Annotated in this window: 12 protein-coding genes; 9 read left to right on the plus strand and 3 right to left on the minus strand. The window is 72.7% G+C overall.

Annotation, left to right across the window (positions count from 1 at the left end):
• Positions 1 to 4 precede the first annotated feature (4 nt).
• From O3597_RS04890 to O3597_RS04910, 5 genes are all read left to right on the plus strand, one after another.
• Entirely contained in the window at positions 5 to 1,624 is a 1,620-nt protein-coding gene (locus O3597_RS04890) for a hypothetical protein (protein WP_281603361.1), read from the plus strand.
• Positions 1,625 to 1,690: 66 nt separating this feature from the next.
• Positions 1,691 to 3,103, plus strand: a complete 1,413-nt coding sequence (mptB, locus tag O3597_RS04895) for a polyprenol phosphomannose-dependent alpha 1,6 mannosyltransferase MptB (RefSeq protein ID WP_281603362.1) — start codon at positions 1,691 to 1,693, stop codon at positions 3,101 to 3,103.
• Positions 3,104 to 3,250: 147 nt separating this feature from the next.
• Positions 3,251 to 4,768 (plus strand): polyprenol phosphomannose-dependent alpha 1,6 mannosyltransferase MptB, encoded by a 1,518-nt coding sequence (mptB, locus tag O3597_RS04900; RefSeq protein WP_281604478.1) that lies wholly within the window; start codon positions 3,251 to 3,253, stop codon positions 4,766 to 4,768.
• Between the two features lie 421 nt (positions 4,769 to 5,189).
• Positions 5,190 to 5,705: a SigE family RNA polymerase sigma factor gene (locus O3597_RS04905; RefSeq protein ID WP_164449281.1), complete on the plus strand. Its 516-nt coding sequence runs from the start codon at positions 5,190 to 5,192 to the stop codon at positions 5,703 to 5,705.
• A complete protein-coding gene (locus tag O3597_RS04910; RefSeq protein WP_281603363.1) occupies positions 5,705 to 6,340 on the plus strand; it encodes a hypothetical protein in 636 nt (211 codons plus the stop codon). The genes O3597_RS04905 and O3597_RS04910 overlap by 1 nt, the downstream gene beginning before the upstream one ends.
• Positions 6,341 to 6,515: 175 nt before the next feature.
• Here the strand turns inward: O3597_RS04910 and glnA are convergent, their stop codons facing one another.
• Complete coding sequence (glnA, locus tag O3597_RS04915; RefSeq protein WP_164449279.1) at positions 6,516 to 7,940, minus strand: type I glutamate--ammonia ligase; 1,425 nt, start codon at positions 7,938 to 7,940, stop codon at positions 6,516 to 6,518.
• Positions 7,941 to 8,240: 300 nt separating this feature from the next.
• Here glnA and O3597_RS04920 point away from each other — a divergent pair, with 300 nt between their 5' ends.
• Positions 8,241 to 8,639 carry an RDD family protein gene (locus O3597_RS04920; RefSeq protein ID WP_281603364.1) on the plus strand — a complete coding sequence of 133 codons (399 nt, stop codon included), beginning with the start codon at positions 8,241 to 8,243 and terminating at the stop codon, positions 8,637 to 8,639.
• Positions 8,640 to 8,660: 21 nt separating this feature from the next.
• Here O3597_RS04920 and O3597_RS04925 read toward each other — a convergent pair whose 3' ends face one another.
• A complete protein-coding gene (locus O3597_RS04925) occupies positions 8,661 to 9,350 on the minus strand; it encodes a DUF4191 domain-containing protein (protein ID WP_164449277.1) in 690 nt (229 codons plus the stop codon).
• Between the two features lie 195 nt (positions 9,351 to 9,545).
• Between O3597_RS04925 and O3597_RS04930 the strand changes: the two genes are divergently transcribed.
• Together O3597_RS04930 and O3597_RS04935 are read left to right on the plus strand one after the other, a co-directional pair.
• On the plus strand, positions 9,546 to 9,716 hold the full coding sequence (locus O3597_RS04930; RefSeq protein ID WP_269737579.1) for a hypothetical protein: 171 nt from the start codon (positions 9,546 to 9,548) through the stop codon (positions 9,714 to 9,716).
• Positions 9,717 to 9,814: 98 nt separating this feature from the next.
• Positions 9,815 to 12,724, plus strand: a complete 2,910-nt coding sequence (locus O3597_RS04935) for an AAA family ATPase (protein ID WP_281603365.1) — start codon at positions 9,815 to 9,817, stop codon at positions 12,722 to 12,724.
• Between the two features lie 36 nt (positions 12,725 to 12,760).
• Here the strand turns inward: O3597_RS04935 and lipA are convergent, their stop codons facing one another.
• Positions 12,761 to 13,756, minus strand: coding sequence for a lipoyl synthase (gene lipA / locus O3597_RS04940; RefSeq protein WP_281603366.1), 996 nt, complete (start codon positions 13,754 to 13,756; stop codon positions 12,761 to 12,763).
• 450 nt (positions 13,757 to 14,206) lie between these two features.
• On the opposite strand from lipA, the gene aspS reads away from it, so the two are divergent.
• On the plus strand, positions 14,207 to 15,493 hold the full coding sequence (gene aspS, locus O3597_RS04945; RefSeq protein WP_281603367.1) for an aspartate--tRNA(Asn) ligase: 1,287 nt from the start codon (positions 14,207 to 14,209) through the stop codon (positions 15,491 to 15,493).
• Positions 15,494 to 15,560: the final 67 nt, after the last annotated feature.

The raw sequence follows: 15,560 nt of genomic DNA on the forward strand, positions 1-15,560 counted from the left end.
CTCGGTGCCGACATCGACCCACGCTGCCGTTCCCGACGGGAAGGCCGCCGAGGACGCTGGCGCACCGTGGCCGGGCTACCCGGTCCTCGGTGCGCTGGTGCTGTCGCTGCTGCTGGCCGTCGCGTTCCTGCTGGCCCCGCCCATGGGAACCGACCTCTCCGCGCAGGTGGCCCGCGCGGGCTTCGCGGAGCGCAACGGGCTCGTCCCGCTGGACTTCTCCTGGTACGGCGGGGTCAACCAGTTCGGCTACAGCCTCTACACCCAGATGCTCGGCGCGCTGGTGGGGGTGCGTCCGCTCGGTGCGGTCGCGGCGGTCGTCTCCGCCGGGGCACTGGCCTGGCTGCTGGTGCTGACCGGTGCCCGCCGTCCGCTGCTCGGCGGCCTGCTGGGCGCGGTCGTCCTGGTGGGGAACCTGGCCAGCGGCCGGATCACCTTCGCCGTCGGCCTGATGTGGGGACTGCTCGCGCTCTGCCTGGTGGCGCTGCCCCGGGGGGCGCGTTGGTGGCGGCTGGCGGCGGCCGGTGTGGCGGCGGTGCTCGCGACGGCCGCCAGCCCGGTGGCCGGCCTCTTCCTCGGCCTGGCCGGCGGCACCCTGCTGATCCTCGACAGCTGGCGGCACCGGCGACCCGGCGCCGCCGCGCTGGTCCTCTGCCTGGCCCCGCTGGTGACGGTGGCACCGATGGCGGTGCTCTTCGGCAACGGTGGCTGGCAGCCGTTCAGCGCCGAATCACTGCGGATCAACCTCGCCCTGGCCGTGGTGGTGCTCGCGCTGGTACCGGTCCGGGCGCTGCGGGTCGGTGCCGCGCTGACCGCGCTGCTGCTGGTCGCGGCCTACCACCTGCCCAGCCCGATCGGCTCGAACGCGCTGCGCCTGCCGATGCTCTTCGCCCTGCCGATCGTCGCGGCCTATGTCTGGTTCGGCCGGCGGTGGCTGGCCGCGCTGCTCGTCGCGCTGTTCTGGTGGCAGTCCCCGGTGATGACCAACGACATCGCCCGGCGTGGCTCGGCACCGGCGTACGCCGCCTTCCACGAACCGCTGGTGGACGACCTGGCGCGGCGGGCACCGGTGGGCCGGATCGAGGTGGTGCCGCTGCGGGACCACTGGGAGAGCGCCTTCGTGGCCGCCGCCGTACCGTTGGCCCGGGGTTGGGAACGACAGGTCGACGTGGGCCGCAACCCGCTCTTCTACGACGGCGGCCTCGATGCCGGCCGGTACGGCGAGTGGCTGCGCCGCAACGCCGTCAGCTACGTCGCCGTGGCACCGGACGCGGCGCTCGACCGGTACGGCCGGGACGAGGCGACGCTGGTCCTCGCCGGCCAGCCGTACCTGCGGGAGGTGGGTCGTCCCGGGCAGTGGCGGCTGTACCAGGTGCTCGACCCGGCGCCCCTGGTCTCCGGTCCGGCCCGACTGGTCAGCTCCGACGACGCGGGGGTGCGGTTCACCGTCGACGCGCCCGCCGACGTGCTCGTCCGGGTCCGTTGGTCCCGTTGGCTGTCGCTGTCCGCGGGGGACGGGTGCCTGCGCGCCGGCCCGGACGAATGGGTCACGGTACGGGCCCGAAGCGCGGGCACCTTCGCGGTCACCAGCAGTCTGCGACCGTCCGGACACTGCCCGCACGACTGAGGCCCGCCGACCGCCGGACGATGCCCACCTCCGTACCGCGCTCGGCGGTACTGGCAGCATGGCGAGGTGCCCCATCACCTCGTGCGCTGGACCGGACTGGCCGGATCGATCATGCTCTCCGTGGCGGCGTTCCTCGGCGGCGCCCTGCCCGACGGCGACCTGCGACCCAACCCGGTCAAGATCTGGTTGGGCCCGAACGGGCCGCTGATCATCGGGCTGTGGTTGTTCGGCACCGCGGCCATGGCGGTGGCCTGGTGGACGCTGCGGGACCGGGTGCCGTCGGCACGATGGGCCCTGGTCACCGCCGGGCTGTGGGTGCTGCCGTTCCTGCTCACCCCGCCGCTGGGCAGCCGGGACGCCTACGCGTACGCCTGCCAGGGAGCGAGCTACGCGGGCGGCATCAGCCCGTACGAGTACGGCGTCTCCACGCTGCCCTGCCCGTGGCTGGACACCATGTCGTACATCTGGCGGGACACCCCGGCGCCGTACGGGCCGCTGTTCGTGGTGCTCTCCGGCGCGGTGGTCGCGGCGACCGGTTCCCTGATCGGCAGCATCGCCCTGTTCCGGGTGCTCGCGGTGGCCGGCGTGGTGTTGACGGCGGCCTGCCTGCCGGTGCTGGCCCGCCGCAGTGGCGTGCCGGTCGGCCGGGCCCTCTGGCTCGCCCTGGCCAGCCCACTGGTCGGAGTTCACCTGATCTCCGGTGTGCACAACGACGCGCTGATGGTCGGCCTGCTGGTGGCCGGGCTGGCCGTGGTGGTGAGTCGTCCCGGACGGCCCTGGCCGCTGCTGGCCGGCGGCGTCGTGCTCGGCCTGGCCGCCGGCATCAAGGTGACCGCGCTCGTGGTGGTGCCGTTCGCGGCGCTCGCCGCGATCACCGGCGGCTTCTCGCTGCGTGCGCTGCTGCGCCACGGTACGCCGGTGGTCGGCGGCGCCGTGGCCACGCTGTTCGGGGTGACCCTGGCCGCCGGGCTGGACCTCGGTTGGATCACCGGGCTGTCGCACGGCAACGAGGTGGTCGCCTGGACCTCGCCGCCGACCGCCGTCGGACAGACCGTCGGTTACCTGGTGCTGCCGTTCGGCCTGCACATCGACGCGCTGCCGGTGACCCGGGGCATCGCGGTGCTGGTGCTGGCCGCGCTGCTGGTGTGGCTGTGGTTCCGGGCCCGGCACCGGGAACCGCTCTGGCACGCCGCGCTGGCGTTGACCGCGACGGTGGCGCTCGCCCCGCTGTTCCACCCCTGGTACTGGTTCTGGCCGCTGACCCTGCTCGCCGCCACCGCGCGGCGCACCTGGTGGTTCAGCGCGGTGACCGTGTACGCCGCGTTCCTGGTGCTGGCCGACGGCACCGGCCTGCCCCGCTACACCAAGACGGTCGGTGCGCCGCTGATGACGCTGTTCGTGATCGTGGTTGCGGTCCGCTTGGTACGGTCGGCGAAGCAGGCCCGGACGGCGGCCCGTCAACCGGTGCCGGTCGAGTAGGCCAGTCCCGGCGGCGTTGCTGGACACCGCACTGGAGGAGAGGTACCGCCGGTGAGCGAGCCCGGCGCCCGTTCCCCCCTCGGTCCCCGCTGCGCGTCCGAGGCCGGTGGCGATCCGGGTTCCGGACCCGGTCGCGATGCCCGGACCGTGGGCGCGCGGGACCGGATCGCCCGGTACGCCGGACTGGTGGGGGCGCTACTGCTGGCGGTCGCCGGCTACCTCGGTGGTGCCCTGCCGGACGCCGACACCGCCCCCGACGGTGGCCCGCTGACCGTCACGCTGTGGTTGCTCGGCACCATCGCCATGGTGGGTGCCTGGTGGGCGCTGCGGGCCGGTGCGCCGTCGACGAGGTGGGCGTACGTCACCGCCGGGTGGTGGGCGCTGCCGCTGCTGGTCACCGCCCCGCTGGGCAGCCGGGACGTCTACTCGTACGCCTGCCAGGGCTGGATCTACGCCGACGGGGGTGACCCGTACGCCATCGGGGTGGCCGCGGCCGGCTGCCCCTGGGCCGAGGCGGTCGCGCCGGTCTGGCGGGACACCCCGGCGCCGTACGGGCCGTTCTTCGTCCTGCTCGCCGCGCTGGCCGTGACGCTCGGCGGCGGGTTGGTCGGCACGGTGGTGCTGCTGCGGCTGCTGGCGCTCGCGGGCGTGCTGGCGGCGGCGGCCTGCCTGCCCGGCCTGGCCCGGGCAGCCGGTGTGCCGCCTCGGCGGGCGACCTGGCTGCTGCTGGCCTGTCCGCTGGTCGGGGTGCACCTGGTGGCCGGGGCGCACAACGACGCGGTGATGCTCGGCCTGCTCCTGCCCGCCCTGCTGATCCTCGTCCACCGTCCGGGGCGGCTCGGATCGCGGCACTCGGTCGGTGTGCTGCTGCTCGCCGGGGTGCTGCTCGGACTGGCGGTGTCGGTGAAGGCGACCGCCGTGGTGGTGCTGCCGTTCGCGGCGCTGGCCGCCGTGCGGGGTCGGCCCGGCGTGCGGACGCTGCTGCGCGACGGTGGCCTGCTGGCCTTCGGCGCCGTCGGCGGGCTGCTGGTCCTCTCGTGGCTGACCGGTCTGGGGCTCGGCTGGCTCGGCGGGTTGGGCCGCAGCGGCGACACCGTGCAGTGGACGTCGCCACCGACCGCCATCGGCATGCTCGTCGACTACGTCGGTGAACTGCTCGCCCGCCACCCCAACGCGGTCCCCGTGACCCGCATAGCCGCCCTGGCCCTCCTGGCCGCCCTGCTCCCTCTCCTCTGGCACCACACCTACCTAACCCTGCGCCACCCCCCACCCCTCACCCCTCACCCGGCCGCGTCGATCATGAGGTTAGCGGCACCGGTAAGCGCTTTCCAAGGCGCTAACCTCATGATCGACGCTACGGAGGTGGAGCGGGTGCGGGTGGTGTTGCGGGGGGCGGGGGTGGGGTTGGTGGCCACGGTGGTGCTCGCGCCGGTGTTCCATCCCTGGTACGCGACGTGGCCGCTGGCGGTGCTCGCGGTGGCCGCGACCCGGACCGCCTGGTTCGTGCTGCCGTGTGCGCTGGCCTCGTTTCTCGCCCTGCCGGACGGCACCAACCTTGCCCGGCTGACCAAGGCCCCGGGCGCGATCGCGATGACCGCCCTGGTCCTCGCCGCGCTCGTGTGGACCCTGTCCCGCCGCCGTCCCTGGCGATCAACCCCACCCTGATCGGTGCCGCTGCCCGATCCTCCACCGACTGATCCGCCCGCCTGCCCCTCCTGCGGCGCGCGGTTGCGCGGCCGAAGCGTGGCAGCAGAGCTGCTCGACACGCCGGTGCGAAAGCACCTGCACTGCCACAGTCGCCGGCCCTTCATGTAGGACTCGTCGGGGCTGCTCCCGATGCGACGGTGCAGGGTCACGGCGGCCGGGAGCACGGCCGGGCCGAGCAGCCCCACGGTGAGCGCCGCGGGTCGGCTCCGCGAGGAGCGGAGCCGACCCGGAGGGCGCTGAGTGCGGAGCCGTCCGTCGAGCAGCGGGGCTCCGAGGCACTGCCGGACCGGGTGACAAACCACGGGGCACTCATTCGCCGCCATGCAACCCCACTCGCTTGCGAATCGTCAGGGGGCCGTGAGAGTGAAGGAGGGCGTGTGTGAAATGTGACCGTGACGAGCAGTTCCACAGCTTCGTGCTCAGTCGGCGTGCCGGGCTGGTACGAACGGCGACGCTGCTGACCGGTGGCGACGCGCATCTGGCCGAGGACCTGGTCCAGTCGACGCTGACCAAGCTGTACGTCGCCTGGCCGGCGGTCCAGCGGGCGGACAATATCGAGGGCTACCTGCGCCGGACCCTGGTCAACGCGCTGACCGACGAACGCCGTCGGTGGTGGCGCCGCCATGAACGCTCGGTGGCGGACCTTCCGGATCGTTCCCGCGCCGAACCGGGCAGCGGCGGCGACCTCGACGACGGCCTGCGCGCGGCCCTTCGCGACCTGCCACCAAAGATGCGCGCCGCAGTGGTTTTCCGCTACTTCTACGACCTTTCCGTAGCCGACACCGCCGACGCCCTCGGCTGCTCCGAGGGAACGGTGAAGAGCCAGACCGCCCGCGCCCTGGACCGGTTGCGGGCCGCCCTTGCCCAGTATCCCCTGACGGGAGTCACGCGATGATGGATCTGCACGACCGGCTCGACCGGATCGCCGGCCCGGCCGCCGAGCCGTCGGCCGCCGAGGTCGACGCCGACCTGGCCCGGGGCCGCCGGGCGCTGCGCCGCCGCCGGTCCGCCCGCGCGCTCGGTGCCTCGGCCTTCGCGGTCGCCGCGCTGGCCGTCGCCGTCACCTACGGCACCCAGGGAGGCCCGATCACCATAGGCGACAACGCGCCGGCCCAAGTCGTGGCTACCCGCCTGGTGGCCTACGAGGGCGAGCAGCCTCAAGGCTTCACGATCGACAAAGTCCCAGCGGGCTGGGAGATCCAGGGCGGCGACGCCGGCACCCTGACGATTGCCCCAGAGAACGCGGCTAACAAGAGCCCACACGTCTACATCGACAAGATCCTCATCACCCTGCAGTCAAAGAGCGACCACTCCACCCCGACCGGTACGCAGCTTGATGTCGGCGGCAAGCCTGGCGTGCTCAATACCGCCGATGGCACCCATGTCGGCAAGAATCTGTGGGTCAAGCAGCCCGACGGCGTCTGGATGCTGGTGCAGATCTGGGACACCCAGGGCTGGACCCAGCAGGACATCGTCGACTTCGCCGACGGCATCCACGTCCAGCCGGGCGTGGTACGCACCCTCGACTGATGGACCGTCGTCCGCCGCGCACCTGCGCAAGGTGCGCGGCGGCGCGCTCGGGCAACGCGGAACGGCGGCCATGCCGACTGTGAGCCGGGCATGACCGCCGTCCGTCAGGTTGTACCCAACCTGTACCCAAGATCAGTAGTGATCCTGTTGGTCCACGTCCGCGCCTTGATCGGTCCTAGCAGTCGAAGTACATCGCGAACTCGTGCGGGGTCGGGCGCAGACGCACCGGGTCGACCTCGTTGGCCCGCTTCCAGTCGATCCAGGTGGAGATCAGGTCGGGGGTGAACACGCCGCCGTCGAGCAGGTAGTCGTGATCGGCCTCCAGCGAGTCCAGCACCGCCGGCAGCGAGCCCGGCACCTGCTTGACGTCGCCCCACTCCTCCGGCGGGAGGTCGTAGAGGTCCTTGTCGATCGGCGCCGGCGGCTCGATCTTGCTCTTGATGCCGTCCAGGCCGGCCATCAGCATCGCCGAGAAGGCGAGGTAGACGTTCGCCGACGGGTCCGGCACCCGGAACTCGACCCGCTTGGCCTTCGGGTTGCTGCCGGTGACCGGGATGCGGGTGCAGGCGGAGCGGTTGCGCTGCGAGTAGACCAGGTTGACCGGCGCCTCGAAGCCCGGCACCAGGCGACGGTACGAGTTGACCGTCGGGTTGGTGAAGGCCAGCAGCGACGGCGCGTGGTGCAGCAGACCGCCGATGTACCAGCGGGCGGTGTCGGACAGGCCGGCGTAGCCGGTCTCGTCGTAGAACAGCGGCTCGCCGCCCAGCCAGAGGCTCTGGTGGGTGTGCATGCCGGAGCCGTTGTCGCCGAAGAGCGGCTTCGGCATGAAGGTGGCGGTCTTGCCGGCGGCCCAGGCGGTGTTCTTCACGATGTACTTGAAGAGCTGGAGCTGGTCACCGGCGTGCAGCAGGGTGGAGAACTTGTAGTTGATCTCCGCCTGGCCGGCGGTGCCGACCTCGTGGTGCGAGCGCTCCACGGTGAAACCGGTGTCGATCAGCCGGCGCACGATCTGGTCACGCAGGTCGGCGTAGTGGTCGACCGGCGGCACCGGGAAGTAACCACCCTTGTACGCGGTCTTGTAGCCGCGGTTGCCGCCCTCCTCCTCACGACCGGTGTTCCAGGCGCCCTCGATCGAGTCGATGTAGTAGTACGCCTGGTGCGCGGAGGTCTCGTGACGGATGGAGTCGAAGATGTAGAACTCCGCCTCCGGACCGAAGTAGGCGGTGTCGGCGATGCCGCTGGCGGCGAGGTAGGCCTCGGCCTTCTTCGCCACGTTGCGCGGGTCACGCGAGTACGCCTCGCGAGTGAACGGGTCGTGGATGAAGAAGTTCAGCGCGAGGGTCTTCTGCGCGCGGAACGGGTCGATGAAGGCGGTGGCGACGTCCGGGAGCAGGAGCATGTCCGACTCGTGGATCGCCTGGAAGCCGCGGATCGACGACCCGTCGAAAGCGAGACCGTTGGTGAAGAAGTCGTCGTCGACGGACTCCACCGGCAGGTTGAAGTGCTGCATGACGCCGGGCAGGTCACAGAAACGAACGTCGACGAACTTCACGTCCTCGTTCTTGAGGTAACGCAGGAGTTCCTCGGGATTGGCGAACACTCGTCCTCCTGGCACGTCCACGGATAGCTAGGCTCCTGGCGACGCTATGGCCGTGCGGTTGCCCGGCCATGTCTCCAGTGTTTCTGCCGTGTTACGTCCCTCGCGTTCGGTCACCTCGGTGCCTGACCCGGGCACCTCAACCCGAGGGACGGGTCCGGCTGTGCCAGTGTAGTGAACCTTGATGAGATTGGTCCTTTTTGGCACCACGCGTCGGCGCGGCCCGGCACCGATCCGGTTCGCCTCGCACCGTGCGCCGGGCCCACACTCGGCGCGGCCCCGGCGCTGACTAGGCTCGTCCGGGTGACCACCGAGCCGCGCCCGTCACCGCCCCCCGCCACGGACCCCGACTTCGTCCCGGCCGACCTCGGGCGTCGGTTCGGGGCGCTGGTCGTCGACTGGATTCTCTGCCTTCTCGCGTCCGGCCTGTTCGCCAGCCCAACCCGGGACGCCTGGGCACCTGTGCTGGTGCTGATCCTGCTGTACGGCTTCTTCCTGGGGCTGTTCGCCCAGACACCCGGCATGTACCTGACCAGGATCCGATGCGTCGACTGGACCGACGGCGGCCGGATCGGTCTGCTCCGGGCACTGCTGCGGGGTGTGCTGCTGGCCCTGGTCGTCCCCGCCCTGCTGATGGACCAGCACCGGCGCGGTCTGCACGACCGCCTCGCCGGCTCGGTCGTCACCCCCGTCCCGCGCTGACCGGCTCCCCGATGTGCCGGCTCAGCGGCCGCGCATCTGGCGGGACGCGCCGCGCGGCGGGCGGAGGTTCTTCGGGATGGCCCCCTTGGGCATCTGCGGGCGAGAGGTGAGCGCCTTGAGGCGCTTGTCCAGGGAGTTGACGTCCTTGCCGCTCAGGTTGCGGGGCAGCCGCATCAGCGTCATCCGCAGCTTGCGGATCGGCAGCTCGCCCTCGTCCTGCCCGATGACGTAGTCGTAGAGCGGAGCATTGCCGATCACCTTGGCCAGTCGCCGCTTCTCCTGGCCGAGCAGGCCGCGGACCCGCTGCGGATTGCCCTCCGCCAGCAGGATCACGCCGGGCCGCCCGATAACCAGGTGCACCATGTCCATCTGGGTGGTCGAGCTGACCGCCGGGGAGACCCGCCAGTCACCGCGCATGTTCTCCATGATCTGGGCGGCGGCACCCGGCTGCCCCTCGGCCGCGTTCATCATCGCCCGGTTCGACCGCAGGTTGAGCACGATCAACAGGCAGAGCAGGGCGAACAGGATGCCCAGCGGCAACCAGAGCCAGCCCCAGAGCGCGACCGCGACCACGGTCAACGCGAGCGGAATCAGCACCGCACCGGCGGCCAAGGGGGCGAACCACTTGTCCTGCTTGGCGGTGAACCGGAACACCAACCCGATCTGCTTCAGCCGCTGGCCGAACGAGACCTTCTCCTGGGGCTTTGCCATGACGTCGAGTCTAGTGGGCGCCCGCCGCACAGTTGATCCGCGGCCGGCTGAGTACCTTACGACCCCGAACCGCCGCCAGCGACCCGGCGTAAGGAGGGCGAGCGGGCACAGATCAGGCACCGTGCCCATGCCCCGGCGGCACCTTCGCGAGCAGAGTCGGTGTCATCGGTTGACGACGATCGCAGGGAGCGCGACATGTTCGGTCACGACGCCAATCTCATGCTCACCCTCTACCGTACGCACGCGGCGGAGCTGCGGGCCGACGCCGCCCGGGACCGGCTGGCGCGGTCGCTGCCGCACCGCTCGGCACGCGGTTGGCTGCACCGCCGGCAGCATCGGACGCACACCGACGAGGCCCGCCACTGAGCCGTGGGGGAGAACCAACCGCACCGTTCCCGCCCCGACACCACCACGGTGTCGGGGCCGGGGGGAACGGCCGGCGGGCCGGCGAGGGTGGGCGTGGCATGCTCGGTGCCGTGACCGTCCGCCCCACCAGTACCGTCCTCGTCGGCCGCCAGCGGGAGATGACACGGCTACGCGAGGCGGTCGCCCGCGTCCGCGCCGGGGAGCCGGTCACCCTCCTGGTCGGCGGCGAGGCCGGGGTCGGCAAGACCCGCCTGCTGGAGGAGTTCGGCCGCGCCGTCGGTGACGACGCCCGCCTGCTGGTCGGGCAGTGCCTCGAACTCGGCGAGGCCGGCCTGCCGTTCGCCCCGTTCGCCGCGGTCCTGCGGGCGGTGCTGCGCCGCGACGGGACCGGCGTCCTCGACGGGTACGACGCCGAGTTCGCCCGCCTGCTGCCGGAGCTGGCCCGCCCGGCCGGTGCCACCGCGCCCGCCGCCGCACACCCCTCGGACGCCCCCCGGGGTTACCTGTTCGACCTGGTCGCCCAGCTGTTCGGCCGGCTCGCCGCGGCGCGGCCACTGATCGTGGCGATCGAGGATCTGCACTGGGCGGACCGGTCGACCCGCGATCTCATCGGCTTCCTGGTGCGGGCGGGCCACCCCGGCCCGCTGCTGCTGATCTGCACCTACCGCACCGACGAGCTGCACCGGGGCCACCCGTTGCGGCCCTTCCTGGCCGAGCTGGACCGGGCCCGGGGCGTCGAGCGGGTCGAGCTGTCCCGGCTGGAGCGGGACGGCACCGGGGCGGTCCTCGCCGGGCTGCTGGGTGCCGAGCCGGCCGCCCGGGCGGTCGACGACATCCACGACCGTACGCAGGGCAACCCCCTGTTCATCGAGGAACTCGCCGCCGCCGGCAGCCCGATCGGCTGCGCCGCGCTGCCGGAGACACTGCGCGATCTGCTGCTGGCCCGGGTGGACCGGCTGCCCGAGTCGGCCCAGCGGGTGCTGCGGATCGCCGCCGCCGGCGGCAACCGACTGGCACACCAACTGCTCGCCGAGGTCGCCGGCCTGCCCGAGGCGGAGCTGGACGACGCGGTACGGGCCGCCGTCGCCGCGCAGCTGCTGGTCGCCGACCCGGACGGCGACTACGAGTTCCGCCACGCGCTGGTCCGGGAGGCGGTCCACGACGAGTTGCTGCCCGGCGAACACGCCCGGCTGCACGCCCGGTTCGCCGCGGCCATCGAGGCGCAGCCGCACCTGGTCGCCGCCGGCCGGGCGCCGGCCGAGATCGCCCACCACTGGTACGCCGCCCACGACCATCCCCGGGCCCTGGTGGCCGCCCGGGTGGCCGCCGGCGCCGCCGCCGACCGGTACGCGTACGCCGAGCAGACCCGGCTGTTGGAACGGGTGCTGGAACTGTGGGAGCTGGTGCCCGACGCCGCCGACCGGCTCGGCATGGACCACCTCGCGCTGCTGGAGGAGACGCTCGGCGCGGCGACCACGGCCGGTGACTACCAGCGTGCCCTGACCCTGACCCGGGCCGCGCTGGACGAGGTCGACACCGGTGCGGAGCCGCTGCGCGCGGCGCGGTTGCTGGATCGGCGCGGCCGGATGCTGGCCATGCTCGGCAAGAGCGACGGCGCCACCGAGCTGCGGGAGGCGTACCGGCTGGTGTCCGGGGTGTCGGACGGCCCGGACCGGCTGCGGCTGCTCGCCGACCTCGCCGATCACCTGGCCCGCATCGACCACGCCGACGCGGCCCGGATCGCCGCCGAGGTGGTGACGGCGGCGCAGGCGGCCGGCGCGGACGGTGCCCTGCTGCTGGTGCAGCTGGCGGTGCTGAAACGCCGCGAGGGCGCGGCGGATCTGGGGTTGGCCGAGCTGCGCCGCTGCGAGGCGCTGGCGCGGACCGCCGGGGAGGCTCCGGCGCTGGTCAGCGCGCTGGTGCACATCTCCGACGTGCTGTACGAGCTGGGCCGGTACGACGAGTCGGCGCAGGCCGCCGCCGACGGGGTGAGCGAGGCGCGTCGGGTCGGCATCAGCCGCTCCACCGGCGCGTACCTGCTCTCGAACCGGGCGGAGGCGTTGCTGGCGCTGGGCCGTTGGGCGGAGGCCGACCAGGTGTGCGCCGAGGCGGCCCGGCTCGACCCGCCGGGCGTCTCCGGGCTGCACTGGCTGCAACTGCGGGCGGCACTGCGACTGGCGCAGGGGCATCCCCGCGCCGACGAGACGGTCGCCCGGGCGCTGAGCTTCCTCAGCAAGCCGTACCTGCACCCGCACAACCGGCTTCCGCTGCACCTGCTGCGGCTGGAGGCGGCGCTCGTGGCCGACGACCGGGCCGAGGCGCTGCGGGCGGCACGGGCGAGCCTGACCGATCCGGCGATCGTCGACTATCCCCGCTACAGCTGGCCGGTGCTGGCGGCGACGGCGCGGGTCGCCCGACACGTCGACGCCGAGGCCGTGGCCGCCGAGGTCGCCGCGTTGGCCGGCGGCGTCGCGGCCCGGTTTCCCGCCGAGAAGGCGTACGCCGTCGAGGTGGCCGCCACCGTGGGGTCGGGTGCCGAGGCGGCCGACGCCGGGTCGCTCGCCGCCTGGCGGGCGGCGGTCGCGGCCTGGCGGACCGCCGGTCAGCCCGGGGAACTGGCCCGGGTGCTGCTCGGTTTCGCCGAGGCGGCGGCGGGGGCGGGGCAGCGGGACGCGGTGGCCGCGGCGGTGAGCGAGGCGGCCGGGCTCGCCGGCGGGCTCGGCGCGGTCCGGCTCGCCGAGCGGGCGGCCACCCTCGCCCGCCGCGTCGGCCTGCGTGGCGTCGGCCGGGGCCGGCCCGGCGCGGAGCTGCTGACCGAGCGGGAACGCGAGGTGTTGCGCCTGGTCGCCGCGGGACACAGCAACAGCCGCATCGCCGAGCAGTTGTTCATCTCGCCCAAGACCGCGAGCGTGCACGTCTCCCGGATCATCGCCAAGCTGGACGTGAGCAACCGGGTGGAGGCCGCCGCCCTCGCCCACCGCCTCAACCTGCTCACCGACAAACCCTGACGCCCCGACTGCGTGTTCGACGTTGTCGGGTGTGGGTCAGCGGGCGGCGGTCGGGGTGGGGATCTGGCGGGCGGCGAGCGCCTGCTGGTAGAGGCGGCCGGCGCGGTAGGAGGAGCGGACCAGGGGGCCGCTCATCACCCCGGCGAAACCGATCTCCTCGGCCTCCTCGCGCAGCTCGACGAACTCCTCCGGCTTGACCCAGCGTTCCACCGGGTGGTGCCGGGGGGAGGGGCGCAGGTACTGGGTGATGGTGATCAGCTCGCAGCCGGCGGCGTGCAGGTCGCGCAGGGCCTGGGAGATCTCGGCCCGCTCCTCGCCCATCCCGAGGATCAGGTTGCTCTTGGTGACCAGGCCGTCGGCGCGGGCCTGCCGGATGACGTCCAGCGACCGTTCGTAGCGGAAGGCCGGCCGGATCCGCTTGAAGATCCGGGGGACCGTCTCCACGTTGTGCGCGAGCACCTCCGGTCGGGCGCCGAAGACCTCGGCGAGCTGCTCGGGTACCGCGTTGAAGTCCGGGATCAGCAGCTCGACGCCGCAGCCGGGTTGCAGGGCGTGGATCTGCCGCACCGTCTCGGCGTAGAGCCAGGCCCCGCCGTCGGGCAGGTCGTCGCGGGCGACTCCGGTGATGGTGGCGTACCGCAACCCCATCGAGACCACCGACTCGGCGACGCGACGCGGCTCGTCGGCGTCGAACTCGGCCGGCTTGCCGGTGTCGATCTGGCAGAAGTCGCAGCGGCGGGTGCACTGGTCACCGCCGATGAGGAAGGTGGCTTCGCGGTCCTCCCAGCATTCGTAGATGTTGGGGCAGCCGGCCTCCTGGCACACCGTGTGCAGCCCCTCGCGCGAGACCAACCCGCGCAGCTGGGTGTATTCCGGGCCCATCTTGGCCTTGACCTTGATCCACGGCGGTTTGCGCTCGATCGGCGTCTCGGCGTTGCGTGCCTCGATCCGCAGCAGTCGCCGCCCCTCGGGTGCGGGCGTCGCGGTACTCGCGGCCTGGCCGGTCGTCGGCGCGGAGTGCTCGATCGTCACAAAACGAGCCTACGCCGGACGGCGGCGGTCGATGAACGGCGGGCGACGGCCGTCACCCCGGAAATGCTGTGACGCCGGACACCGGGGCCGGGATAAACACGTAACAGGCGGGTCCGGCCAGGTGTTAACGTGCCCGACGAACAGCGACGACGGAGCCGAGTAGCGCGCCGACCCGCCAGTTGAAGAGAGCCGCCGGTTGCTGCGAGGCGGTCTGGCGCCGGCCCGCGAAGACCCTCCCGAGCCGCGGGAAGAACGGCGTGCGGTGACAGCCCTCGTTGAGCAGGGTCACCCCGGTATCCGCGCCCAGTAGACCCCGCCCGGCTGGCCCCGGTGAAAAGGCGACGAACGAGGCTCCCGTCCCGACGGGAGCGAAGGTGTGGTGGCACCGCGAGGTTTCCCGCTCGCCCACACCTCCCGGGGATCGCGTTGCGATTGATCGAGGAGGTAGCCATGCAACGCATCCTGTCCGACCAGCTCACGCCGTACACCGGGCGCACCGTCCGGGTTGCCGGCTGGGTCCACCGCCGCCGGCTGCTCAAGTCGGTGGCCTTCCTGATCGTCCGGGACGCCGCCGGCCTGGTGCAGGTGGTGGTCACCGACCCCGTGGTGCGCGCCGAGGTCGCGGCGCTGCCGGAGGAGACCGTCGTCGAGGTGGTGGCCACCGTGGTCGCCAACGCGGCGGCACCCGGCGGGTTGGAGCTGACCGACCCGACGGTACGTCCGCTCGGCCCACCCGCCGTGCCGCCCCCGTTCGACCTGTACCGGCCCGAACTGGCGGCCACCCTGCCGACCCAGCTGGACCATGCCCCGGTCGCCCTGCGCCACCCGACCCGGTCGGCCGCGTTGCGGATCTCCGCGGCGGCGGTGGCCGGTTTCCGGGCCTCGTTGGACGCCCACCGCTTCGTGGAGATCCAGACACCCAAGGTGGTCGCCGCCAGCACCGAGAGCGGGGCGAACGTCTTCGCCCTGGACTGGTTCGGTCGGCCCGCTTATTTGGCCCAGTCGCCACAGTTCCACAAGCAGCTGATGGTCGGGGTCTTCGAGCGGGTCTACGAGGTCGGGCCGGTGTTCCGCGCCGAACCGCACGACACCGTGCGACACCTGGCGCAGTACACCTCGCTCGACGTCGAGTTGGGTTTCGTCACCGACCACCGGGACGTGATGGCGGTGCTGCGGGACACCCTCGCCGGGATGCTCGACGCGGTCGCTGACCGGGCCGCCGCCGCGCTGGCCACCCTCGGCGTCACGCCCCCACCGGTGCCGGCGCAGATCCCGGCGGTGCACTTCACCGACGCGCTGCGGATCGCCGGCGCGCCGGCCGACGAACCGGACCTGGCCCCGGCGCACGAACGGGCGCTGGGGGAGTGGGCCCGGCGCGAACACGGGTCGGAGTTCCTCTTCGTCACCGGGTACCCGATGGCGAAGCGGCCCTTCTACACCCACCCGGACCCGGCGCGGCCGGGCTACTCCAACGGCTTCGACCTGCTGTTCCGGGGCCTCGAACTGGTCACCGGCGGACAGCGGCTGCACCGGCACGCCGACTACCTGGCCGCGCTGGCCGCCCGAGGTGAGCCGGTGGAGCCGTACGCCGGCTACGTCGACGCCTTCCGCCACGGCATGCCTCCGCACGGCGGCTTCGCCATCGGCCTGGAACGCCTCGTCGCCCGCCTCACCGGCGCCCCCAACATCCGCGAGGTAACCCCCTTCCCCCGCGACCTTCACCGCCTAACCCCCTAACCCCCTGACCCACACCCACCCGATCGACCTCGCCGTTGATCATGAAGTTGTTGTCACCGATCCCGGC

This window comes from Verrucosispora sp. WMMA2044 (assembly GCF_027497155.1).
GTDB lineage: Bacteria > Actinomycetota > Actinomycetes > Mycobacteriales > Micromonosporaceae > Micromonospora > Micromonospora palythoicola.

Excerpts from the sequence above, each read along its gene's own strand:
- O3597_RS04910 (WP_281603363.1), top strand. The coding sequence starts at position 5,705 with ATGGATCTGCACGACCGGCTCGACCGGATCGCCGGCCCGGCCGCCGAG.
- O3597_RS04925 (WP_164449277.1), bottom strand. The coding sequence starts at position 9,350 with ATGGCAAAGCCCCAGGAGAAGGTCTCGTTCGGCCAGCGGCTGAAGCAG.
- O3597_RS04930 (WP_269737579.1), top strand. The coding sequence starts at position 9,546 with ATGTTCGGTCACGACGCCAATCTCATGCTCACCCTCTACCGTACGCAC.
- O3597_RS04935 (WP_281603365.1), top strand. The coding sequence starts at position 9,815 with ATGCTCGGTGCCGTGACCGTCCGCCCCACCAGTACCGTCCTCGTCGGC.
- aspS (WP_281603367.1), top strand. The coding sequence starts at position 14,207 with ATGCAACGCATCCTGTCCGACCAGCTCACGCCGTACACCGGGCGCACC.